Genomic DNA, 21799 nt, shown 5'->3' with positions numbered 1-21799 from the left:
ATAGACGGCTATTGCAGGGACTCAGCTCAATATGGAGACCGATCCCAGGTATTTCAAGGCGCGCGACAGATTGTCGCTGGCCAGACTGTCCAGCCAGTGCAAATCCTCCCAGCTGCGTAGCCAGGTGAACTGCCTTTTGGCCAACTGGCGCGTTGCAATAATGACGCGTTCCTGCATTTCATCCCGCGTCAGCTTCCCATCCAGGTGATCCCAGACCTGGCGATAACCGACGGCTCTTATCGAGGGCAACCCGGAATGCAGGTCGCCTCTTGAGCGCAATGCCAGTACTTCGTCCAGAAACCCCTGATCCAGCATTTGCTCAAAACGTAGCGCGATGCGTTGGTGCAGCACCTTGCGATCAGCCGGAGCGATGGCAAGGTTCGCGACAGTATAGGGCAATTGCTGACGCCCTGATGCCGCCGCTTCGGTACTTTGCGCAGTTTGTTGCTCGCGGTGTGCCGTCATGCTCATTCCGCTGACCCGATACACCTCGAGCGCCCTGATCAGTCGTTGCGGATCATTGGGGTGAATGCGCGCCGCCGAAACGGGGTCGACCACCGCCAATTGATCGTGCAATGACTGCCAGCCATAGGCCTGTGCATCAGCTTCAAGCTGTGCCCTTACCTGCGCATCGGCAGCCGGCATATCCGCCAGCCCGTGCAATAGAGCCTTGAAATACAACATAGTGCCGCCGACCAGCAAAGGAATATTTCCGCGCGCGGTAATTTCCGCCATGGCCGCCAGGGCGTCACTGCGAAAATCGGCTGCGGAGTAGCTTTGCGCCGGGTCGAGGATGTCGATCAGACGGTGTGGATATTCAGCCAGCTGTGCTTTCGAAGGCTTGGCGGTGCCGATGTCCATGCCGCGATAGACCAACGCCGAATCGACGCTGATCAGCTCACAAGGCAGCACTTTGCTCAGTTCTATCGCAAGGTCGGTCTTGCCTGCGGCGGTAGGCCCCATGAGAAAGATGGCCGGAGGTAAAGCATTCATTCATTGACCGCGCAGGAATAATTTATCCAGGTCATTGAGACCCATCTGGGTCCAGGTAGGACGACCGTGGTTGCATTGCCCGCTGCGTTCGGTGTTTTCCATGTCACGCAACAGGCCGTTCATTTCCGGGATGGCCAGACGCCGATTGGCGCGAATCGCGCCATGACAGGCCATGGTCCCGAGCAACTCGTTCATGTGTGCCTGCACCCGGTCGCTGGTGCCGTACTCCATCAGATCCGCCAGCACATCGCTGACCAGCCGATTGGCCTCGGCCTGCTTGAGCAACGCAGGGATCTGGCGGATCGCCAGGGTTTCCGGGCCAAGCCGCTGCAGCTCGAAGCCCAGGCGCTGAAACGTCGCGATATGTTCTTCAGCGCAGTCCGCTTCACGCTGGCTGACCGCGAGAGATTCGGGCACCAGCAACGGCTGGCCACTCAGGCCTTCATTGGCCATCGCTATTTTCAGGCGCTCATACATGATTCGCTCGTGGGCGGCGTGCATGTCCACCAGCACCAGCCCGTGAGCGTTTTCAGCGAGGATGTAGATACCTTTGAGCTGCGCCAGCGCATAACCCAGCGGCGGAATATCGCCGGGCGACTCCGGCAGCGACGAGGACGCTGCACTGGGCAGCGGTGCGAAGAATTCACGGTAGGCGCTTTGCGCTTCGGCCACCGGCACGCCAGAGGTGGGCCGAGGCGTATATTGATACTGATAACCGCTGCCAGCGCCGCCACCGGCAGCAGGCCGGGCAAAAGGCTCGCCCTGCGGCTGTTCCAGCACGTTGTTGGCCAGACGCATTTCACCCTGCGGCCCGAACTCACCGGCCTCAGGTCCGGTAGGCCGAGGCTCGGCGGCGACCGGTACGCTGCCACCCAGCTGGTTTTCCGGACGCACATCACCCAATGCACGGTGCAGGGTGCCGTAAAGAAAGTCGTGCACCATGCGCCCGTCGCGGAAGCGTACTTCATGCTTGGTCGGGTGAACGTTGACGTCCACAGCGGCCGGGTCGACCTCGAAAAACAGCACGAACGTGGGGTGACGGCCGTTGAACAGCACGTCGCGATACGCCTGACGCACCGCATGAGCGACCAGTTTGTCGCGCACCGCACGCCCGTTTACGAAGAAATATTGCAGGTCTGCCTGGCTGCGCGAAAATGTCGGCAGCCCTACCCAGCCCCACAGATGAAGGCCATTGCGCTCGATCTCAATGGGTAACGCCTGCTCCAGGAAGCCCGGCCCGCAAATGGCCGAGACACGCCGCGCTCGGGCGGTATCGTCATGCGCTTCATGCAGGCTCAACATGGTCTTGCCGTTGTGACGCAAATGGAAGGCCACGTCGAAACGCGCCAGCGCCATACGTTTGATGACTTCCTGCAGGTGATCGAATTCGGTTTTTTCGGCCTTGAGAAACTTGCGTCGGGCAGGCGTGTTGAAGAACAGGTCGCGCACTTCAACGGATGTGCCTACCGGATGCGCTGCCGGCTGAACGCGCGGTGCCATGTCACGGCCTTCGGTTTCCACCTGCCAGGCCTGATCGGCGTCGCGGGTGCGCGAGGTCAGCGTCAGGCGCGCCACGGAGCTGATCGAAGCCAGCGCTTCGCCGCGAAAACCGAGGCTCATGACGCGCTCGAGGTCCTCCAGATCGCGAATCTTGCTGGTGGCATGTCGCGCCAGCGCCAGCGGCAGGTCATCCGAGGAAATACCGCCGCCATCGTCACGCACTTTCAACAACTTGATACCGGCCTGCTCGACATCGACATCAATGCGCCGCGCGCCGGAGTCAAGGCTGTTTTCCAGCAGCTCCTTGATAACCGACGCTGGACGCTCGACGACTTCGCCGGCCGCAATCTGGTTGGCCAGACGCGGACTGAGCAATTCGATGCGCGCAGCGTTCAGGACAGTCTGAGCGTTATCGGCTTCGGTGCCGTCGAGCAGAAGATCGGTCATTGCTGAGTCGCCACCTCGGAACTTGGAATGCGCAGATCCTGGCCAATCTTCAGTTCATCGCTTTTCAGATTGTTGGCGCTGCGCAGCGTGGCAATGTTCATGTCATAGCGCGCTGCGAGCATGGCCAGGGTTTCGCCGGAGCGGACCACATGGTTGCGTGGCCCTTGGGCCAGCTTGCCGTTGTCACGCAGCCAGGCAATATAAGTGCCCTGTGGCGGGTTCTGCTGGAAGAACTGCTTCACCCCGGAATTGATCGAACGCGCCAACGCCTGCTGGTGCGACGCAGAACTGAGCTTGTTGGCTTCGTTGGCGTTGGAGATAAAGCCGGTTTCTACCAGAATCGACGGGATATCCGGCGACTTGAGCACCATGAAGCCCGCCTGCTCGACGCGCGATTTGTGCAGCGAGGTGACGCGGCCAATATTGCTCAGCACCTTCTGGCCGACGTTCAGGCTAGAAGACAGCGAAGCGGTCATGGACAAGTCCAGCAACACCCCGGCGAGCATGCGGTCCTTGTCATCAAGGCTTACCGCACCGGCACCACCGATCAGGTCGGAACGGTTTTCACTGTCCGCCAGCCAGCGTGCGGTTTCGGAGGTCGCACCGCGATCAGACAAGGCGAACACCGAAGCGCCAAACGCCGCCGTGGACGGCGCAGCGTCAGCGTGAATGGACACAAACAGGTCGGCCCCCTTGGCGCGGGCGATCTCGGTACGTTTGCGCAACGGAATAAAGTAGTCACCGGTCCGCGTCAGTTCGGCGCGATAGCCTTTCTCGGCATTGACCTGGCGCTGCAGCTCCTTGGCGATCGACAGCACCACGTTTTTCTCTTTCTGCCCGGCACCGCCGGAGGCACCCGGGTCTTCACCGCCGTGCCCGGCATCGATCACCACGACAATGTCGCGCTTGCCATTGGGCACCGGGGTCAGCTTGATTTCAGGCTTGGCCGGGCTGACCGGGACAGCGGGCGCGGTATTGGCCGCGGTATCCGGGATCACCGGTGTCGGGTTGGCATCGGCGGCGTTATCGAACAGGTCGACCACCAGACGGTTGCCGTACTGCTGGTTCGGCGCAAGCGTGAAGCTTTTGGGCGTCACCGCCTTTTTCAGATCGATGACCACGCGCAGATCCGTCGGCGTGCGCTGGGCAGAGCGCATGCTGTTGATCGGCGTATTGGCTGTCGAGACATTCAACGGGCCACCGAGTGTCGCGCCATTGATATCGATCACCAGACGATCAGGCGAAGTCAGGGTGAATACGCTGTGCTGGACAGGCCCGGACAGGTCGAATACCAGACGTGTGTTGTCCGGTGCTCGCCATAAGCGGACACTTTTTACTTGCGTAGCGGCAACCGCCTCGACAGCCAGGGCCATCAGCAGCAGACCAACTACAGTAACCAGCGCGCGCATGCGCATGCCTAACCCCATATCTATTTGAATTCCAAAGCCAAAGTGGCACACCAGCGTTCGCCACGCGAGCCCAGCGGGCTCAATATCACGGACCGACCTTCTCCGTGCGGGCCAATGGTAATGGTCAGGTCAGGCTTTGGCAAAAAGCCTGCACCACGCTGGGGCCATTCAATCAGACAAAGTGCATCGCCGTCGAAGTAATCACGCACCCCCATGTACTCAAGCTCTTCGGGATCGACCAGACGATAAAGGTCAAAGTGAAAGACCCGTATGGCACCTATTTCGTAGGGCTCGACCAGCGTGAAAGTAGGACTCTTGACAGCCCCGGCATGCCCGAACCCGCGAATCATTCCCCGCGAAAGAGTGGTTTTTCCAGCGCCCAGATCGCCATCGAGAAAGATGACGCCCACGCCTTCGGTAACTGCGGCCAGGCGTGCACCAAAATTCATCATGGCCTCTTCGCCAACCACATGCAGCGTTAAATCAGACACGGTTGCAGCTCCTCCAATAACTGACGAATGGCAGGAATAATATCGCTGGCCGCCAGCCCGCGACCGTATTCACCGACTTTCTGACCGGCGCTTGCATGCAGCCACACCGCCAGACAGGCCGCATCGAATGGCGTCAGATGCTGCGCCAGCAGCGCACCGATCAACCCGGCCAGCACGTCCCCCAGTCCGGCGGTGGCCATGGCCGGATGACCGCGGTCGCACAACGCCAGTTGTCCGCTCGCATCGGCGATCAGGCTGCCAGAGCCCTTGAGCACGCAAACTGTATCGAACTTGCGCGCCAGCGCCCGCACAGCAGCGGCCCGGTCAGCCTGAATGTCTTTGATGCCGACGCCCAGCAAACGCGCGGCCTCTCCCGGATGCGGAGTGATGACGCAGCCTTTGGGCAGGCTCACCGCCCCGGCGGCCAGCATATTCAGAGCATCGGCATCCCAAACCTGAGGCCGCTCGGCGTTGGCGGCAGCCGACAGCAAACTACGCCCCCAGGCGGCCTGCCCCAGCCCCGGACCGACCACCAATACGCTGGCCGGCTCGATCAACGCCATCAACTGGTTCGCCGAGCGAATGGCCGCACTCATGATTTCCGGCATGCGCGTCAAGGCGGCCGGAATATGTTCGGCGCGGGTCGCCAGCGTCAGCATGCCTGCCCCGCTGCGCAGGGCGCTTTCGGCGCTGAGCAAGGCAGCACCGCCGAAACCGTGATCGCCACCAATGACAAGCACCCGGCCGAACATGCCTTTATGTGCAGTACGCGGACGCGATGCCAGCGTCGGCAGACTGGATGCGCTCAGACGCTTCGCGCTGACCGGCACCTGCGCAACCAGCGCAGGGTCGGCGCGTAAATCATCAAACACCAGCTCGCCCACCAGGTCCGCCGCATCGCCCGTCAACAAGCCCAGTTTGAGGCCTATGAAGGTAACGGTCACATCGGCACGCACCGCCACGCCCAGCGCTTGGCCGGTGTCTGCACTCAAGCCCGACGGGATGTCCACGGCGGCGACCGGCATGCCGCTGGCATTGATCGCCTTGATGGCCGAAACGTAGGGCTCGCGCACTTCGCCATTGAGCCCGGTACCGAGCAAGGCATCCAGCACCACGCCGGTCAGCGGCTGTCCGGCCCATACCTGAGTGTCGATGCCGGAAGCCGCCGCGTGCGCCGAAGCGGCATCACCGCTCAATGCAGCCGGGTCGCCGACAGCCAGCACCCTGACTTGCCAGCCTGCCTTGTGCGCCAGCGCGGCCACCAGATACCCGTCACCGGCATTGTTGCCACGCCCGGCCAGCACGGTCAGTTCATTGGCCTGCGGCCAGCGTCGGAGTATCGTCCGCCATAGCGCCTGGGCAGCGCGCAGCATCAATTCCAGGCCTGGCGTACCGGCAGCAATCAGCCGTGCATCAAGGTCGCGGACCTGCGCGGCGCTGTACAGCGCGTCGGGTAAATGAGGTTTCGTGTCGAACATGCGTCTATAGGCTCCGATGTCTGGCAGAATTATACGCACCTTGGCCCCGGTTTCTCTCTGCGCATGTCCGCTATTACTGCTGTACTTCCCACTTCCGATGATCTCGCCGCCCTTGCCGTCTCAATCAAGGCATGGGGGCGTGAGCTGGGCTTTCAGGAAGTGGGGATCAGCGGCCTGGACCTGGCAGAGCACGAGCAGCACCTGCAACGCTGGCTCGATGCAGGCTATCACGGCGAAATGGACTATATGGTAGCCCACGGCAGTAAACGTTCCCATCCGGAAGAGCTGGTGCCGGGAACGTTGCGCGTGGTGTCGCTGCGCATGGACTATCTGCCCGGCGACACCGAGATGGCCCAGCGCCTGACAGAACCGGAAAAAGCCTATGTGTCACGCTATGCCCTGGGCCGTGACTATCACAAGCTGATCCGCAAGCGCTTGCAGCAACTGGCCGAGCGCATTCAGCAGGCCATCGGGCCGTTTGGTTTTCGGGCGTTCGTGGACAGCGCGCCAGTGCTGGAAAAGGCGATTGCCGAACAGGCCGGGCTCGGCTGGATCGGCAAGAATACGCTGGTGCTCAACCGCAAGGCGGGAAGCTTTTTCTTTCTCGGCGAGCTGTTTGTCGACATCCCGCTGCCGGTCGATGCGCCGCATGCGACTGAACATTGCGGGCGCTGCACGGCCTGCCTGGACATCTGCCCGACGGCGGCCTTTGTCGGGCCTTATGTGCTGGACGCACGGCGCTGTATTTCCTACCTGACCATCGAGCTCAAGACTGCGATCCCCGAAGAGCTGCGGCCCTTGATCGGCAATCGGGTGTTCGGTTGCGACGATTGCCAGATTGTCTGCCCGTGGAACCGCTTTGCACGGCCAACCGAGCAGAGCGATTTCCAGCCGCGCCACAACCTGGACAACGCAGGGCTGGCCGAGCTGTTTTTATGGGATGAAGACAAATTCCTCAGCAGTACAGAGGGCTCGCCCCTGCGCCGCGCCGGGTACGAACGCTGGCTACGCAATCTGGCTGTCGGACTGGGCAACGCGCCCTCCACCATCCCGGTGATCGAAGCCCTGCACGCACGGCGCGACTATCCCTCGGAACTGGTCAGGGAGCATGTGGAATGGGCGCTGCAGAGGCATGGGGTGGCAGACGCAGGGGGCTAACGCGTCTGAGCGGGCCGGGCGACGCTTAACTTGCGTGGGAGCGGACTTGTCCGCGAACTGTCGGGAACCTGCAGCAAAAACGGTCGCCTTGGTGCATCAGACACAACAGAGTCAGCAGGTTTCAGGGCCGCTTCGCAGCCCATCGCAGCCGTCGTGACCTCCTGAAGCTCCCACGCCCTCCGGGCAGAAGACCACTCTGCGGGCATCTCAGGATGTGAATGAAGCAGAGTGCTGCGTATGGGCATGCAGCTCCGGGCGTTCTGCGCCCTCTTCAGGGCTCGTCTTTATAGACGAACTTGGGCATTTCCCAGCGGAATCGGATCGCCAGCAGGCGCAGCAGCAGGCCGCCGAACAAGGTGATGAGCACGGCCTGTTCATCCGGCAGTTGCAGGTACTGGCACAGCAAAAAACACCACGCGACCAGAAATGAAACGCTGGCATACAGTTCGCGACGGAAGATCAGCGGGATGTCGTTGCAGAAGATGTCGCGCAGGATGCCACCGAAGACCCCAGTGATGACACCGCACACTGACGCGATCACCAGACCATGCCCGGCTTCCAGCGCAGTCATGCAGCCGATCAGGGTGAAGGCCACCAGCCCCAGTGCATCCAGCACCAGAAACAACGAGCGCAGGTGGCGCATCAATGGCGCGATAAAGATCGTCACCAACGCTGCCACACTGGTCAATATGAGGTATTCCGGGTGCTTGACCCAGGTCAGCGGGTAATGGCCGATCAGCACATCGCGCACCGAGCCGCCGCCCAGCGCTGTGACGCAAGCGATCAGCACCACGCCGAACCAGTCCATTCCTCGACGGCGCGCAGTCTAACCAGCCGACCAGCGCACTGAAAGAGTGCAGCGAAGATTATTCACTGCACGCGCGAGTCTTGATCAAGGCTTGATGAAGTGCTCACGATAAAAGCGCAGCTCGGCAATCGACTCGCGGATGTCATCCAGCGCCAGGTGGGTGCTGCCTTTCTTGAATTTCAGCTCGGGGGACCAGCGCGCAGCCAGTTCCTTGAGGGTCGAGACATCCAGATTGCGGTAGTGGAACCAGTTTTCCAGCGTCGGCATGTGGCGATACAGGAAGCGGCGATCCTGGCAGATGCTGTTGCCGCAGATCGGCGAACTGCGCTCCGGCACCCACAGCTTGATGAACTCAAGGGTCTGCGCCTCGGCTTCAGCCATGCTGATGGTGCTTTCGCGTACTCGCTGGGTCAGGCCCGAGCCACCGTGCTGGCGGGTGTTCCACTCGTCCATTTTCGCCAGCGTTTCGTCACTCTGGTGCACAGCGATCACCGGGCCTTCGGCCAGGGTGTTCAGCTCGCTATCAGTGATGATCGTGGCCATTTCGATGATGACATCGGTATCAGGGTCCAGACCGGTCATTTCCAGATCGATCCAGATCAGGTTCTGCTTGTTCTGCATGTGTCGACTCCTCAGCGTAGGCGCGCAGTTTAGCTCACCCTGCCGTGCTAGACTCCTGCCGATCAATCGTACTGCCTAATTCATCGGTTACATCACATCGGAACACCCATGGCCAAACGCCAACTCAATCGTCGTCAGAACTGGCGCATCGAAAAAATTCAGGGCGAGCGTGCTGCCCGCGCTGCAAAACGCGAGTCCGCTACGCTTGAAACACTGGAAGGCGGCGACCTCGGCCCCGAACAGACCGGCCTTGTGATTGCTCACTTCGGTGTACAGGTCGAAGTCGAGGCTCAGGAAGGCGAAGCAAGCGGTCAGGTCTTCCGCTGCCACCTGCGCGCCAACCTGCCGGCACTGGTCACGGGTGATCGCGTTGTATGGCGCGCCGGCAATCAGGGCATTGGCGTCATCGTTGCGCAACTGCCCCGCACCACCGAACTGCGCCGCCCGGACTCACGTGGCCAGCTCAAGCCTGTGGCTGCCAACGTCGATCTGATCGTGATCGTGTTCGCGCCCATGCCCGAGCCACATGCCAACCTGATTGACCGCTATCTGGTGGCCGCCGAGCATGCCGGGATTCGTCCGCTGCTGCTGCTCAACAAGGCTGACCTGATCGACGAACAGAACGCGCCCGCGCTCAATGCGTTGCTGGCGGTCTACCGCACACTGGGTTACCCGGTGCTGGAAGTGTCGGCGCATCATGGCGATGGCATGCAGACACTGCAAAGCCAGCTTGATGGCCACATCAGTGTGTTCGTTGGCCAGTCCGGCGTCGGCAAGTCTTCGTTGGTCAACAGCCTGCTGCCGGAAACGGATACCCGGGTCGGGCCGTTGTCCGAAGTCTCCGGCCAGGGCACACACACCACCACAACCGCCCGCCTGTTCCACTTTCCGCGTGGCGGCGATCTGATCGACTCACCGGGTATCCGCGAATTCGGCCTGGGGCATGTCAGCCGTGCAGACGTAGAAGCTGGCTTCATCGAATTCAACGACCTGATCGGCACGTGCCGCTTTCGCGACTGCAAGCATGACCGCGAACCGGGCTGCGCCCTGCTCAAGGGGCTTGAAGATGGCCGCGTGCAGCAACAGCGCATGAACAGCTACCGTTCGATCATTGCCAGCCTGCCGCAAGACAGTTACTGAGCACCGAACGCCGCACACAAAAACGCCGCGATGATCGCGGCGTTTCTGTATCGGTTGCAGCTCAGTTCTGGGCTGGCTCGACCCGCAACTTGCCATCGTCAAAGATATTCAGCTTCTGCCGGATCTCGTGAGGCTGGGCGTATGCCCGTGGGTCTGGCGGTGCCCCGACCGAAGCACCCGGAGCAGCGGGAGTAGCAGGAGCGGCGGGCGCAGGTTTGGACTGAGGCGCACCACCGGAGTTCTGGTCGCCTTCGATACGCTGCTGAGCCTTTTTGGTCAAAACCACAATGTCGATGCGGCGGTTGACCGGATTGGTCGGGTTCTCGTGATCATAAAGAGCTGACGAGGCATAACCCACCACCCTGGCCACCTGTGAGTCCGGATAGGTACCGGCCACTAGCGCACGACGTGCAGCATTGGCGCGGTTGGCCGACAGTTCCCAGTTACCGAATCCGCCGTTGCCTACAAAAGGTGTCGCGTCGGTATGACCGCTGATGCTGATCTTGTTCGGCACGCTTTTGATGGTGTCAGCCATTGCCAGCAGGATGTCTTCGAAATAAGGCTTGAGACGTGCGCTGCCCGAGTCGAACATCGGCCGGTTGTCAGCGTCCATGATCTGGATACGCAAACCGTCCTGGGTGATCTCGAACAGAATCTGGTCCTTGAATTTCTGCAGTTGCGGGTTTTCCTCGACCTTGTTCTGCAGCTCTTGCAACAGCATCTCCAGACGCTCCTGCTCGACCTCTTCAGCTTTGGTCTCGGAAGTCTCGGCCTCAAGGGGCACGGTGTCAGGTGACGGCGTGGTCTTGACCTCAGGGTTCAGCGTCTGATTCGGCGACATCTCGGGCGAGCCGCCCAGGTCGATCACATACGGCGAACCGCTGTCCGAAAAACCGACCGGGTCCTTGAAGTAACCGGCCACCGCGAGCAACTGTTCGGGCGTGGCAGAAGACATCAGCCACAGCACCAGAAAGAACGCCATCATCGCCGTCGCGAAGTCGGCAAACGCGATTTTCCAGGCACCGCCGTGATGTCCGCCACCAAAGCGCTTTACGCGCTTGATGATAATCGGCTGATTATTTTCCATGACTTAGCGACCGCGAACCGCTTGTTCCAGCTCGCTGAAGCTGGGGCGATGCAGCGGGTAGAGAACCTTGCGGCCAAATTCGACGGCCAGCGAAGGCGGCATGCCGGAGGCCGACGCCACCAGCGACGCCTTGATGCTCTCATAGACGTTCATTTCTTCCTTGGCATCATGGGCAAGGCAGGTGGCCAACGGACCGAAGAAACCGTATGCCGCAAGAATACCGAAGAAGGTACCTACCAGCGCCGCACCTACGTGCATGCCGATTGCAGCCTTGTCGCCCGACCCCAGCGACGCCATGGTCACCACGATACCGAGTACCGCCGCCACGATACCGAAGCCAGGCATACCGTCGGCGATACCGGTAATGGCATGGGATGGATGCTCGAGCTCTTCTTTCATGCTCAGCAGTTCCATGTCGAACAAGCCTTCCAGCTCGTGAGGAGCCATGTTGCCGGACGACATGATGCGCAGGTAGTCGCAGATGTACGCGGTCATGCGCTCATCTTTCAGCACACCAGGGTATTTGGCGAAGATCGGGCTGGAGGCGGCGTCTTCGATATCCCCTTCAATCGCCATCATGCCTTCACGGCGGCTCTTGTTGAGGATTTCGTACACCAGCCCCAGCACCTCAAGGTAATAGGCGTGTGTGAAGCGCGAACCGAACATCTTCAGCGACTTCTTGAACACGTGCATGGTCATGTAGCCAGGGTTGGCCTGGAGGAACGCGCCCAGTGCAGCACCGCCGATGATCAAGACCTCGTAGGGCTGGAATAGCGCCATGATCTTGCCATGGGACAGCACATATCCGCCGAGGACACTCGCGATAACGACAATGATGCCGATAATTTTAGCCATAGGAAAAAATACTTTACTGAGTCGGGTTCAGGGACAGTCCGGAAGTTCTTGAATCTCTTCTTCTCCTTATCGGCCTAACTGGGCCAGACTATAGCCGGTTCTTTTGAAAAACCCATTTATCCGCCTCCATAAAAGGAGGAAAATGGCCTCAGCGTCCCGTACGCTGGCGGTTTCCCAGCTCAGATAATCAGCCGCACAGGCCATCGAATGTCGACAGCACACGCAGCACATCATCTCGTTCCGAAAACGCTGGATGCCTGGGTCAAGCTGCTTGACGGCATCGCGTTACCGGTCCCTGCCGTCAATCATGGGCACGTTCGCGCAGCATTGAACGACAGTCGCCGCTCACTGCGTGAAATCGCTGAAATGATGCAGGAAAGCCCCGCACTGGTATTGAGTGTGATGCGCGAGGCCAACCATCACACCCACGGTTTGACCGAGCAGGCCGAGAGCCTCGAGATTGCGATCAACCGTCTGGGGCTGGCGCGTACTGAAATCCTTCTGGGCCGCTTGCCAGCCAAGCCGCCCGAGGAAATTCCCGCGGTCTATCGCCAATTGATTCTGGTCAGCCAGCACGCCACACAACAGGCCAACGGGTTGTTTGCCAGTCGCCTTGCACGACTCTGGCAAGACATCCATATGGGCAGCCTGCTTTTCCTCTCCCCCCTTTGGCCGATGGCGCTGGCCTATCCGAAGCTGCTCGAAGAGCTGGAGTTGCGGGTTATCCACAAGGGCCATTCCAGCCTTGCAGTGGAAAAAGAGCTGTTCGGCGTCAATCTGCTGGAGCTGTGCCTGGCACTCGCCGAATTCTGGCGCCTGCCGATCTGGGTCACGCGCGGTTATAAGTTGCTGATCAACGAGCGACGCGATCTGGCCAAGGTGCTGCGCATCGCCCGCGAAGAACACAGCCCGCTGCAACAGCAACAACTCATGGACGCCGACCCCAACCTGCGGCGCTGGCTGAACCAGCCAGCCAATACTGTTTTGCTGGGTAACGGCCTGGCGCTGGCGGCGCAACATGCCTGGAACAGCCCGCATTGCCTGCGCTGGGAACGGCTGACCAGCCTTTACCTGCAACAGTCGATCAGCGAAGTGCAGCAGCAGGCGCATCAAAACGCTGCCAGCAGCGCGCGTATTCATGCGGAAAAAGACCTCTGGCACCCGGCCGAATCGCTGATCTGGCCTTGGGATGCGCGCCGTGTAAGGCGCGACAACGAACCAGCGCCACCGCCATCGGCCGACGCCCTGCAGCTATGGCGCAAGCACTGCGCCGAGCTGCTGCAGGACCCCAGCCCGTTCATCAACGCCATGCACTTGACCACCTCGGCCCGCGACGCGTTCATGTCGTGCGGTATGGAGCGGGTCATGCTGCTGATGCTGGACAAGACCTCGACCGTACTGCGCGTCAATCAGATGGCCGGACTGCCGGCCGAAACCGCCTCCTTGCAGCTGTTCATCAAGGAAAGCACCGTGTTGCAACGCTTGCTGACCCAGCCGACGCAGTTGCGCATGACCCCCGCGAACAACGCGCAGTTTGCCGTCCTGCTGCCCGCGCCACTGAAAACCCTGTTCAGTGGCCAGCACTGGCTTATTCGCTCGCTGAGCAACAACGGTAAAGTCATGCTGCTGGTGGTCGCCGACCAGGGTGGTGGGGCCTTGTCGGAAATTTCCGTCCAGGCATTCGGAAAAACCGCGCAATGTATTGAAAGGGCACTTGGCATCTTTAGTCATCGCAAAGCGTGAGGCCTGGCGTACAATTCGCCTCTTTCCTTTCATCGGAGGCTGCAAATGTCCGCATTCACTGGCTTGTCGCTGGTCATCGAACCCAACGATCTGCTTGAGCGTCTAGACGCCCCGGAACTGATCCTCGTGGATCTGACCAGCAGCGCTCGCTACGAAGCCGGGCACATTCGCGGCGCACGCTTTGTCGATCCGAAACGTACGCAACTGGGCAAGCCTCCTGCGCCTGGCCTACTGCCCGACACTGCCGATCTGCAGCAGCTGTTCGGCGAGCTGGGCCACAACCCTGATGCAGTCTATGTCGTCTACGATGACGAAGGCGGTGGCTGGGCCGGGCGTTTTATCTGGCTGCTGGATGTCATCGGCCATCACCGTTATCACTATCTGGATGGCGGCGTGCTGGCCTGGGAAGCGCAATCGCTGCCGTTGAGCACAGAGGTTGCGCCCGTTGCAGGCGGCCCGGTCACGCTGACGCTGCACGACGAACCTACCGCCACACGCGAATACCTGCAAAGCCGTCTGGGTGCCGCCGACCTGGCAATCTGGGACGCTCGCGGCCCTACCGAGTATTCGGGCGAAAAAGTAGTCGCGGCCAAGGGCGGACACATACCCGGCGCAGTCAATTTCGAATGGACTGCGGGCATGGACAAGGCACGCAACCTGCGTATTCGTCAGGACATGCCAGAGATTCTTCGCGACCTGGGCATAACGCCCGACAAGGAAGTGATCACCCATTGCCAGACTCACCACCGCTCGGGCTTCACCTATCTGGTGGCGAAAGCGCTGGGCTACCCAAGGGTCAAGGCCTATGCCGGCTCGTGGGGTGAATGGGGCAATCACCCGGAGACACCGGTAGAACTTCCGGAAGTGGCCGCCGCGCCCGCCCAGGCAGTCGAGGTTGCGCAACCCGTCGCGCCTGCGCAGCCAGCACCAGCCGAAACCGTCGAACCTGTCCGCTCTAGCGAACCGCGACAGGCCTCGCAGAAATATTCAGGACACTCATCCTCAGGACCTTCAATGAAAGACCGCTTGTTCATCATCAGCCAGTACCTGCTGCCGCACCACCTGCTGTCCCGACTGGCAGGCTGCGTTGCCGAATGCCGCGTACGCTGGTTCAAAAACGCTTTCACCGCGTGGTTTGCCCGCCGTTATCAAGTGGACATGTCGCAGGCCCTGGTCGAAGACCTGACGTCCTACGAGCACTTCAATGCGTTCTTCACCCGCGCATTGAAAGCCGACGCCCGCCCGCTCGATACCACGCCGAGCGCGATTCTTTCGCCAGCCGACGGCGCCATCAGCCAGTTGGGCCCTATCGACCACGGCCGGATCTTCCAGGCCAAGGGCCACAGCTTCAGCGTACTGGAACTGCTCGGCGGTGATCCCAAGCTGTCAGCGCCCTTCATGGGCGGCGAGTTCGCAACCGTCTACCTGTCGCCAAAGGACTATCACCGCGTCCACATGCCACTGGCTGGCACGCTGCGTGAAATGGTCTACGTGCCGGGCCGCATCTTCTCGGTCAACCAGACCACGGCTGAAAACGTACCCGAGCTGTTCGCCCGTAACGAGCGAGTGGTCTGCCTGTTCGACACCGAGCGCGGACCAATGGCAGTGGTGCTGGTCGGCGCGATGATCGTGGCGTCGGTCGAGACGGTATGGGCCGGGCTGGTCACGCCGCCCAAGCGTGAATTGAAGACGTTCAGCTACGACGAAGCAGCGCGTGCGCCAATCCATCTGGAAAAAGGTGCCGAGATGGGCCGCTTCAAACTGGGCTCCACGGCCATTGTGCTGTTCGGGCCAAATCAGGTGAAATGGGCCGAGCAACTGACCGCGGGCTCCAAGGTACAGATGGGCCAGGCATTGGCAGTTCCGACACAGGCATGATCGTGACTTGAAGTCACAGTGCCCGGCATGGGCGCCCCATTAACAGGGGCGCTCATGCAGTTTAAAACCGGACAGTAATGGCTCCAGGCCATATTTACTGCGTAGTGATGCCGATACTGGTAAAGTCGCCCGATCGGTGCTGTAGGATACTTCGCACTTTCATGGGCGTATGCTCGACATGTCCCCGCTCCGCGATGACGTCAGCCACCCATCTAAAGCCTCCGTCCGGGCCAATGAGTTGTTGGAGTTCGCCTGTCACATGAGTAATTTTAGCCTCCCTCTGCTATTGCGTGCCCCTACGCCGACGCAGTCGAGCCTGACATTCAGTGAAGCCAACCCCCGCGACCTCAAACGCTGGATTTCCAGATTGCCCAAGGCGAACCTCGGAGAAATGGCGCGCCAGCTCTATCAAGGGCTGACCGAGCTCAACCAGTTGATCACCCCGAGCGAGAACCGCCTGCAATTGCTTGAATTGCTGCGGCCCGAGGTGTACTTCGTCTGCAAGCACCTTGAACGTCACTTTCTCAATCAGGCCATTGTGCTGGACGAGCGACCACGCAAGGTGGCCAACCTCTGCCAGGCGCTGCAAAACCATCTCGCAACCGGTTACAAGCAGATCATTCAGCAGGTCGCCCCGCGCTACACCCGAGACCAGGCCGGGCTGTTCAGCACTGCGCTGCAACGCGCACTGCATGGTCTCAACGGGCCACTGATACGCGCCAACCAGCTTTACTGTCCCGTTCAGGATGGCCTGTGGCTCGAGCTGCATCAGATCTACCAGATTGCCCGTCAGTACCAGTTGCACAACACGCCGGTCGAAGAGCCCCTGGCCCATCACAGCAAAGTGCTGAGCGTGGAGCAAACCTACGTGATCGCGCTGCTGATGGGTTGCTCACGCTGCAACCAGATGCGTCAGTTGAACATCGGCAAACTGGCCGATGCGCTGGAGGCCTGGAGCCCTCTGGTAAAGCTGCAATTGCCGGTCACTGAAAGCAGCCTCTTCGCTCTGGACCCGACGGTCGACAAACCACCGCTGTATCGCACCCTGTTCAGCGACGAACAATCTCCTCGGCTGCTGGGTATCAACACCTACGCGCTGGCTGAAGCGATCAATCAGTACCTGGCCCTGCCGGATGACCAGCGCACCCCTTCGCCGTTGCTTATTCCAACCGGTATCAACACCGACCTGCTGCAACATCTGGCGGGCGCCTGGGGTGATGTGGCCGAACGCACCTTTCAGCGCACGGCAGGCCAGGGCACCCTGAAGCTGTGCATAGGCATGAGCGCACTGCATTTTTATGTAGCCGGTCAGAAGTCGTTCAGCGAACTCCTGCAACTCAACAGCGCAGGCAGTGCTGCGAGTTTTTCGCTGAAGATCGCCAATGATGACGAAGACGACCCTTGGGCTTCAGCCTTCGATACACAGCGCGGCAAGACCTCATCGCACCTGCTGCCCTATGAAGAAATCGAATACCCGAAGAACGATGGCGATAACGACTCGCTTTCCAACGGTCAGCACACGTTTCCGACCTTCGACCTGAATATCGTCAACCACAGCCCGGGCGGTTACTGCCTGGCGTGGCAGAGGGAAGTGCCTCAGCAATTACAGGCTGGCGAACTGGTGGGTATTCAGGACGACTCCGGCCAGGGCTGGAGCATTGCCATCGTGCGCTGGATCCGCCAGGTACGCAGCGGCGGTACACAGATGGGGATCGAACTGATCGCCCCGTTTGCCCAACCGTGCGGCATGCAGCTGATTCGCGAACAGCAGAATAGCCAGTACCTGCGAACCCTGATGCTGCCGGAAGTACGCGCCATGGAAAAACCGCCCACCGTGCTCGCACCGCGTCTGCCTTTTCAGGAGGGCAACAAGGTGATGATCAACGTCGCCGGTGAAGAACGCCGCGCGTCACTGAGCAACCGGCAGGTCAGCAGCGCCAGTTACAATCAGTTCGAGTATCAGATGTACGACGCCCCGAAAGCGACCGAAACCGAAAAGGCCAGGCCGGATCAGGAATTCGATTCCTTGTGGGGCACGCTGTAGCGATCACTGCGACAGCCGTCGCGATTGGCCCCTCGCCATCAGGGGCAAACCACCACGGCCTGAGCGTCAGCGCTTTCCTTCGCGGTCGCGAAAACCCAACAGATATAGCACGCCATCGAGTCCCAGCGTCGAGATCGCCTGCTTTGCTGATTGCTTGACCAGCGGCTTGGCGCGAAATGCGACACCCAGCCCGGCAATCGCCAGCATCGGCAAGTCATTGGCACCGTCGCCGACCGCGATGGTCTGCTCCAGACTCAAGCCTTCCTTATGCGCCAGCTCGCGCAACAGGTCTGCCTTGCGCTGCGCATTGACGATCGGCTCTACAGCGACGCCGGTTACCTTGCCATCGACCACTTCCAGCTCGTTGGCGTACACATAATCGATGCCCAGCTTTGCTTGCAGCTGCCTGGCGAAGTAGGTGAAGCCACCCGAAAGAATAGCGGTCTTGTAACCCAGACGCTTGAGCTCGGAGAACAGCGTTTCGGCGCCTTCGGTCAAGCGCAGAGAAGCGCCGATTTCATCCAGCACACTGACATCCAGCCCCTTGAGCAGAGCCAGACGCTCCTTGAAGCTTTCGCTGAAATCCAGTTCGCCGCGCATCGCACGCTCGGTAATCTCGGAAACCTGCTCGCCCACACCGGCAGCCTTGGCCAACTCGTCGATCACTTCGGCCTCGATGAGGGTCGAATCCATGTCGAACACAGCCAGACGCCGGTTGCGGCGAAACAGCGAATCCTGCTGGAACGCGATATCTACGTTGAGATCCTGGGCAACTGCGAGGAACTCCGCCTGCATGGCTTTCGGGTCGGCTGGCTCGCCGCGCACGGTGAACTCGATGCAACCCTTGCCCTTGTCGGCCGGCGTGTCGAGCGGCATACGCCCGGACAGACGATCGATCTGATCGATATTCAGCCCGTATTTAGCCGTAATGGCGCTGACGCACTGCAATTGCTCGGCCGTAACCTTGCGGGTCAGCAGTGTGACGATATGACGGGCCTTGCCCTGACCTTCAACCCAGTGCTGATAATCCGCTTCGGACACCGCCGTGAAACGGACCTGCTGATCGAGTTTGTAGGCGGTGAACAGGATGTCCTTGAGCACGGAAGAACCCTGCACGGTATCCGGAATTTCAACCAGGATGCCGAACGACAGGGTGTCGTGGATAACCGCCTGACCAATATCGAGAATGTTCACGCCACCCTGGGCGAGGACGCCGGTGATGGCAGCAGTGAGACCTGGACGGTCGACACCTGTGATGTTAATCAGGACGATTTCGCGCAAGGCGCACCCCCATAGTGGAAAAAAACCGCATTCTAACCACATTCAGTGACCACCGGGCACAGGCAGCGCTTTGCCGCTACTGGGTCGCTCGTTATACTGCGCGACAACTTCACCGAAAGAGCCGTGCTCTGTGAACCGGCCCACGCCCGTTAAAACCGATAATTTCTTCCTGCTCATCTTTCGTGCCCTGCGTCATCGCCGTGTACCGATCGCTTTGCGCATTGCCAGCCATAACGTGATCCTGATCGCTTTGGCGCTGGTGATCTACGCCGGTGTCATGGGTCTGCAATTCAAGCAGGCCATGCATGAACAGGCGGATGCGCTGGGGCAGGCCCTGACGACCCAGACCGCCACCTCGGCCACCGAGCTGTTGGTGTCCAACGACATCCTCAGTCTCAACGTGCTGCTGGGCAATCTGGTCAAGAACCCGCTGGTAGCGCATGCCGCTATCTACAGTGTGGATAACCGCATTCTTGCGGAAGCTGGCCAGCGCCCGAAAAACGGGCTTCTGGGTGAGGCTCAGGGCCTGTATGAAATCAAGATCACGTTTCAGGACGTGATGGCGGGTCATCTGCGCATCAGCCTCGACATGTCACAGTTCCAGCAGCCGATGACCATCAGCCTGCAGAGCATGGGCATTCTGGCGGGCATTCTGCTGGCCCTGGCGCTGGCCCTGAGCCTGCGCCTCGGTCGCCATATCTCCACGCCATTGATGCAGATGCGCATCTGGCTGCGCGACATCGACCCATACACCCCGGCTACCGACCGCCAGGATGAAATAGGCGATCTGGCCCGGCAACTGCGCACCTCGTTCGCACCACCGGTTCCAGAGCCGGAGCCGCTGCCCGAACCCGAGTATGACGGCGACGAGGACGACGTTGACGATCCGTACCTGGAGCCAGAAGAGCGACCTGCACCACCGGTCTCGGCACGCAGCAGCGAACCGAAGCCGCGCCTGCCGGCACCGCCAGTCCAGCGTCGCATTGTTGCCGAAGAAGATGAAGACGACGACGAAGATCCGTTTGCGGACCTGCGTGACAATTCGAATACCGCACCAGTTGCACGCCCTGTGGCTGCGCCGGTAGCGCCCGTCGAGCCGCACAACAGCGCCGTGCTGGCCGTACAATTGGGCGCGCAGGACCAATTGCGCCGCCTGCCGCGCGCACGACTGACCGAATTGCTGCAACGTTATCGCGACTGCCTCGATCAGGCCGCCTCGCTGTATGAAAGCGAGCTGCATACCCTGAACGATGGCAGCACCCTGATGCTGTTTCACAGCCACGAAAGCGGTGATGACTACCTCACCAACGCAATCTGCTGCGGCGAGCTATTGCGTGCCCTGAGCCATGCCTTGCAGATCGAGGTGGCCGACAGCGGCATCACCTTGCAACTGCAACTGGGCCTGACGCTGGGTGAGGGCCTGAGCGGTCTGAGCCAGATCGACCTGCTGCTGACTGAAACGGCGCAGGATGCGTTGGCGCTGTCTCAGCACAGCCGCAACCTGCTGCTGGTTGAACGCCGTATCAACGACGACCCGTTGATACGCCAGCGCGCCCGTATCCGTCCTATCGCCAGCCCTGAAGGCGCATGCTGTGTGGAACGCCTGATGGAGCCCTACCCTTCGATGCTCGAACGCCAGCTGGCGCGCATGCACGAATCCAACAAGGCCTGACCACCGCCTCTCGTTCACATGCGTAAGCACAGGACGAGAGGCGCCCGACCTTGACTGTGGCAGCGCGGCGCAGATCTGTGACGCAGAGCGTCACCCAAGGCATTCCCACGCTGGAGCGTGCGGAACGATAGGTGTCTACAAGATCACCATCGTGCCCATGCTCCGCGTGGGCATGCCGTTCTGAACGCTCCGCGTCCGATCCTGACGGTGCAGCGCGGCACAGATCTGTGACGCAGAGCGTCACTCAAGGCATTCCCACGCTGGAGCGTGCGGAACGATAGGTGCCCGCAAGATCACCATCGTGCCCATGCTCCGCGTGGGCATGCCGTTCTGGACGCTCTGCGTCCTCCTGACTGCGTTGTGCGTCAGGAACGTCGAGGTGTGAGAAGCGAAGATTCGCGTCCAACAAAAAGCCCGCATCGCTGCGGGCTTTTTTGTTGGGCCAACCCTAGAAGCGGAACACTTCAAGATCGGTACGTATGGGCGAGGCCATTGGAATTCTTGGTTTGTCAGGCTCTTTGGCCTTGGCGACCGGGGGCTTTTTCGGTTCTTCGATCGGCTGCCAGGAAATCGGCTTGATCGCAGTACTGACCTGATCGGCCAGGCGTTGCAACAGCATGCCCTGGGCCTTGACCTGGTCGGCGGAGCTGCCGGCATGGACCTGTTCAAGGTGCACCAGTCGGCTGTCACGAACATGACCTTTACGGTCCAGAAGACGCCATTGCGCATCCAGAACGGCAGGCTGTTTGGCACCGGAGTCCAGACGGGTGATCGACAGTACGACCTGAACGTCCGGTGTGAAGTTGGCAACCGCAGGCGCCATGACGACACGCTGGCTGTCCAGCTTCCAGGCCAGCTGACGCAAGAGCAACTGGTCGATATCCGAAGACAGATTGCCCGCCCAGCGCCCGTCTGGCGATGCGGTCAAAGTGCCGTCAGGCTGGCGTTGCAGCAGGGTTTCGCGTTGCAGATAGTCGGCCACCGAAACAGGACCCAGCAATACTGCCAGACCACTACTCTGTTTCGGCTGACCAGGCTCACCGCTATCGAGCTGATAAAGCGCGGTCGGCTGGCGCACACTGCAACCAGCCAGACCCAAAACGCCAGTCATCAGCAAGATCAGGGGAAGGCGTAGAAAATTCATCATCCCATCCAGGTGGCCGCCCCGAGGCAGGCCACAGTATAAGTACTTTC

General features: G+C 60.5%; 16 protein-coding genes and 2 pseudogenes. 7 read left to right on the top strand and 11 right to left on the bottom strand.

All coding sequences use genetic code 11. The features are described from left to right. Positions 1 to 21: 21 nt before the first annotated feature. Genes miaA through AC4ANK_RS03825 form a run of 5 tightly spaced genes read right to left on the bottom strand, consistent with a single transcriptional unit; the run spans position 22 to position 6318 of the window. Positions 22 to 993, bottom strand: coding sequence for a tRNA (adenosine(37)-N6)-dimethylallyltransferase MiaA (miaA, locus tag AC4ANK_RS03845; protein WP_031594762.1), 972 nt, complete (start codon positions 991 to 993; stop codon positions 22 to 24). Further along, positions 994 to 2940 carry a DNA mismatch repair endonuclease MutL gene (gene mutL / locus AC4ANK_RS03840; protein WP_002551818.1) on the bottom strand — a complete coding sequence of 649 codons (1947 nt, stop codon included), beginning with the start codon at positions 2938 to 2940 and terminating at the stop codon, positions 994 to 996. Continuing rightward, the gene (locus AC4ANK_RS03835; protein WP_199523490.1) at positions 2937 to 4367 is read right to left on the bottom strand and encodes an N-acetylmuramoyl-L-alanine amidase; all 1431 of its coding nucleotides are present in this window, start codon (positions 4365 to 4367) and stop codon (positions 2937 to 2939) included. The genes mutL and AC4ANK_RS03835 overlap by 4 nt, the downstream gene beginning before the upstream one ends. A 2-nt stretch (positions 4368 to 4369) precedes the next feature. Next, the gene (gene tsaE / locus AC4ANK_RS03830; RefSeq protein ID WP_220273530.1) at positions 4370 to 4798 is read right to left on the bottom strand and encodes a tRNA (adenosine(37)-N6)-threonylcarbamoyltransferase complex ATPase subunit type 1 TsaE; all 429 of its coding nucleotides are present in this window, start codon (positions 4796 to 4798) and stop codon (positions 4370 to 4372) included. Between the two features lie 29 nt (positions 4799 to 4827). Continuing rightward, entirely contained in the window at positions 4828 to 6318 is a 1491-nt protein-coding gene (locus AC4ANK_RS03825; protein ID WP_002551815.1) for a bifunctional ADP-dependent NAD(P)H-hydrate dehydratase/NAD(P)H-hydrate epimerase, read from the bottom strand. Positions 6319 to 6381: 63 nt separating this feature from the next. Here AC4ANK_RS03825 and queG point away from each other — a divergent pair, with 63 nt between their 5' ends. Beyond that, the gene (gene queG, locus AC4ANK_RS03820) at positions 6382 to 7476 is read left to right on the top strand and encodes a tRNA epoxyqueuosine(34) reductase QueG (protein ID WP_002551814.1); all 1095 of its coding nucleotides are present in this window, start codon (positions 6382 to 6384) and stop codon (positions 7474 to 7476) included. 271 nt (positions 7477 to 7747) lie between these two features. Here queG and AC4ANK_RS03815 read toward each other — a convergent pair. Together AC4ANK_RS03815 and orn are read right to left on the bottom strand one after the other, a co-directional pair. Beyond that, a pseudogene (locus tag AC4ANK_RS03815) lies at positions 7748 to 8302 on the bottom strand (trimeric intracellular cation channel family protein); the annotation flags it as partial. 66 nt (positions 8303 to 8368) lie between these two features. Further along, positions 8369 to 8905, bottom strand: coding sequence for an oligoribonuclease (gene orn / locus AC4ANK_RS03810; protein ID WP_002551812.1), 537 nt, complete (start codon positions 8903 to 8905; stop codon positions 8369 to 8371). A 108-nt stretch (positions 8906 to 9013) separates the two neighbouring features. On the opposite strand from orn, the gene rsgA reads away from it, so the two are divergent. Continuing rightward, a complete protein-coding gene (gene rsgA, locus AC4ANK_RS03805; RefSeq protein ID WP_002551811.1) occupies positions 9014 to 10045 on the top strand; it encodes a small ribosomal subunit biogenesis GTPase RsgA in 1032 nt (343 codons plus the stop codon). Between the two features lie 61 nt (positions 10046 to 10106). Here the strand turns inward: rsgA and motB are convergent, their stop codons facing one another. Beyond that, entirely contained in the window at positions 10107 to 11132 is a 1026-nt protein-coding gene (gene motB / locus AC4ANK_RS03800; RefSeq protein WP_002551810.1) for a flagellar motor protein MotB, read from the bottom strand. A 3-nt stretch (positions 11133 to 11135) separates the two neighbouring features. Next, entirely contained in the window at positions 11136 to 11987 is an 852-nt protein-coding gene (gene motA, locus AC4ANK_RS03795; protein WP_002551809.1) for a flagellar motor stator protein MotA, read from the bottom strand. A gap of 207 nt (positions 11988 to 12194) precedes the next feature. Between motA and AC4ANK_RS03790 the strand changes: the two genes are divergently transcribed. From AC4ANK_RS03790 to AC4ANK_RS03775, 4 genes and pseudogenes are all read left to right on the top strand, one after another. Then, positions 12195 to 13730 carry an HDOD domain-containing protein gene (locus tag AC4ANK_RS03790; protein WP_002551808.1) on the top strand — a complete coding sequence of 512 codons (1536 nt, stop codon included), beginning with the start codon at positions 12195 to 12197 and terminating at the stop codon, positions 13728 to 13730. 45 nt (positions 13731 to 13775) lie between these two features. Further along, positions 13776 to 14588, top strand: a pseudogene (locus AC4ANK_RS03785) (rhodanese-like domain-containing protein); the annotation flags it as partial. Between the two features lie 156 nt (positions 14589 to 14744). After that, positions 14745 to 15608, top strand: coding sequence for an archaetidylserine decarboxylase (gene asd, locus AC4ANK_RS03780; RefSeq protein WP_031594760.1), 864 nt, complete (start codon positions 14745 to 14747; stop codon positions 15606 to 15608). Positions 15609 to 15867: 259 nt separating this feature from the next. After that, on the top strand, positions 15868 to 17652 hold the full coding sequence (locus tag AC4ANK_RS03775; protein WP_460384230.1) for a cyclic-di-GMP receptor FimW-related protein: 1785 nt from the start codon (positions 15868 to 15870) through the stop codon (positions 17650 to 17652). Positions 17653 to 17718: 66 nt separating this feature from the next. On the opposite strand, the gene serB is transcribed toward AC4ANK_RS03775, so the two are convergent. Then, positions 17719 to 18933 carry a phosphoserine phosphatase SerB gene (serB, locus tag AC4ANK_RS03770; protein ID WP_002551805.1) on the bottom strand — a complete coding sequence of 405 codons (1215 nt, stop codon included), beginning with the start codon at positions 18931 to 18933 and terminating at the stop codon, positions 17719 to 17721. Positions 18934 to 19063: 130 nt separating this feature from the next. Here serB and AC4ANK_RS03765 point away from each other — a divergent pair, with 130 nt between their 5' ends. Next, positions 19064 to 20605 (top strand): histidine kinase, encoded by a 1542-nt coding sequence (locus tag AC4ANK_RS03765; RefSeq protein WP_460384228.1) that lies wholly within the window; start codon positions 19064 to 19066, stop codon positions 20603 to 20605. A gap of 448 nt (positions 20606 to 21053) precedes the next feature. On the opposite strand, the gene AC4ANK_RS03760 is transcribed toward AC4ANK_RS03765, so the two are convergent. Further along, a complete protein-coding gene (locus AC4ANK_RS03760) occupies positions 21054 to 21749 on the bottom strand; it encodes a PqiC family protein (protein WP_029241083.1) in 696 nt (231 codons plus the stop codon). Positions 21750 to 21799: the final 50 nt, after the last annotated feature.

It is taken from the genome of Pseudomonas sp. Pmew2, from assembly GCF_058129885.1.
This window is presented reverse-complemented; position numbering and strand designations above follow the sequence as displayed.

What these genes read in the sequence shown, in the direction of transcription:
- miaA (WP_031594762.1), bottom strand. Translation starts at nt 993, where the DNA reads ATGAATGCTTTACCTCCGGCCATCTTTCTCATGGGGCCTACCGCCGCA.
- mutL (WP_002551818.1), bottom strand. Translation starts at nt 2,940, where the DNA reads ATGACCGATCTTCTGCTCGACGGCACCGAAGCCGATAACGCTCAGACT.
- AC4ANK_RS03835 (WP_199523490.1), bottom strand. Translation starts at nt 4,367, where the DNA reads ATGGGGTTAGGCATGCGCATGCGCGCGCTGGTTACTGTAGTTGGTCTG.
- tsaE (WP_220273530.1), bottom strand. Translation starts at nt 4,798, where the DNA reads ATGAATTTTGGTGCACGCCTGGCCGCAGTTACCGAAGGCGTGGGCGTC.
- AC4ANK_RS03825 (WP_002551815.1), bottom strand. Translation starts at nt 6,318, where the DNA reads ATGTTCGACACGAAACCTCATTTACCCGACGCGCTGTACAGCGCCGCG.
- queG (WP_002551814.1), top strand. Translation starts at nt 6,382, where the DNA reads ATGTCCGCTATTACTGCTGTACTTCCCACTTCCGATGATCTCGCCGCC.
- orn (WP_002551812.1), bottom strand. Translation starts at nt 8,905, where the DNA reads ATGCAGAACAAGCAGAACCTGATCTGGATCGATCTGGAAATGACCGGT.
- rsgA (WP_002551811.1), top strand. Translation starts at nt 9,014, where the DNA reads ATGGCCAAACGCCAACTCAATCGTCGTCAGAACTGGCGCATCGAAAAA.
- motB (WP_002551810.1), bottom strand. Translation starts at nt 11,132, where the DNA reads ATGGAAAATAATCAGCCGATTATCATCAAGCGCGTAAAGCGCTTTGGT.
- motA (WP_002551809.1), bottom strand. Translation starts at nt 11,987, where the DNA reads ATGGCTAAAATTATCGGCATCATTGTCGTTATCGCGAGTGTCCTCGGC.
- AC4ANK_RS03790 (WP_002551808.1), top strand. Translation starts at nt 12,195, where the DNA reads ATGTCGACAGCACACGCAGCACATCATCTCGTTCCGAAAACGCTGGAT.
- asd (WP_031594760.1), top strand. Translation starts at nt 14,745, where the DNA reads ATGAAAGACCGCTTGTTCATCATCAGCCAGTACCTGCTGCCGCACCAC.
- AC4ANK_RS03775 (WP_460384230.1), top strand. Translation starts at nt 15,868, where the DNA reads ATGAGTAATTTTAGCCTCCCTCTGCTATTGCGTGCCCCTACGCCGACG.
- AC4ANK_RS03760 (WP_029241083.1), bottom strand. Translation starts at nt 21,749, where the DNA reads ATGAATTTTCTACGCCTTCCCCTGATCTTGCTGATGACTGGCGTTTTG.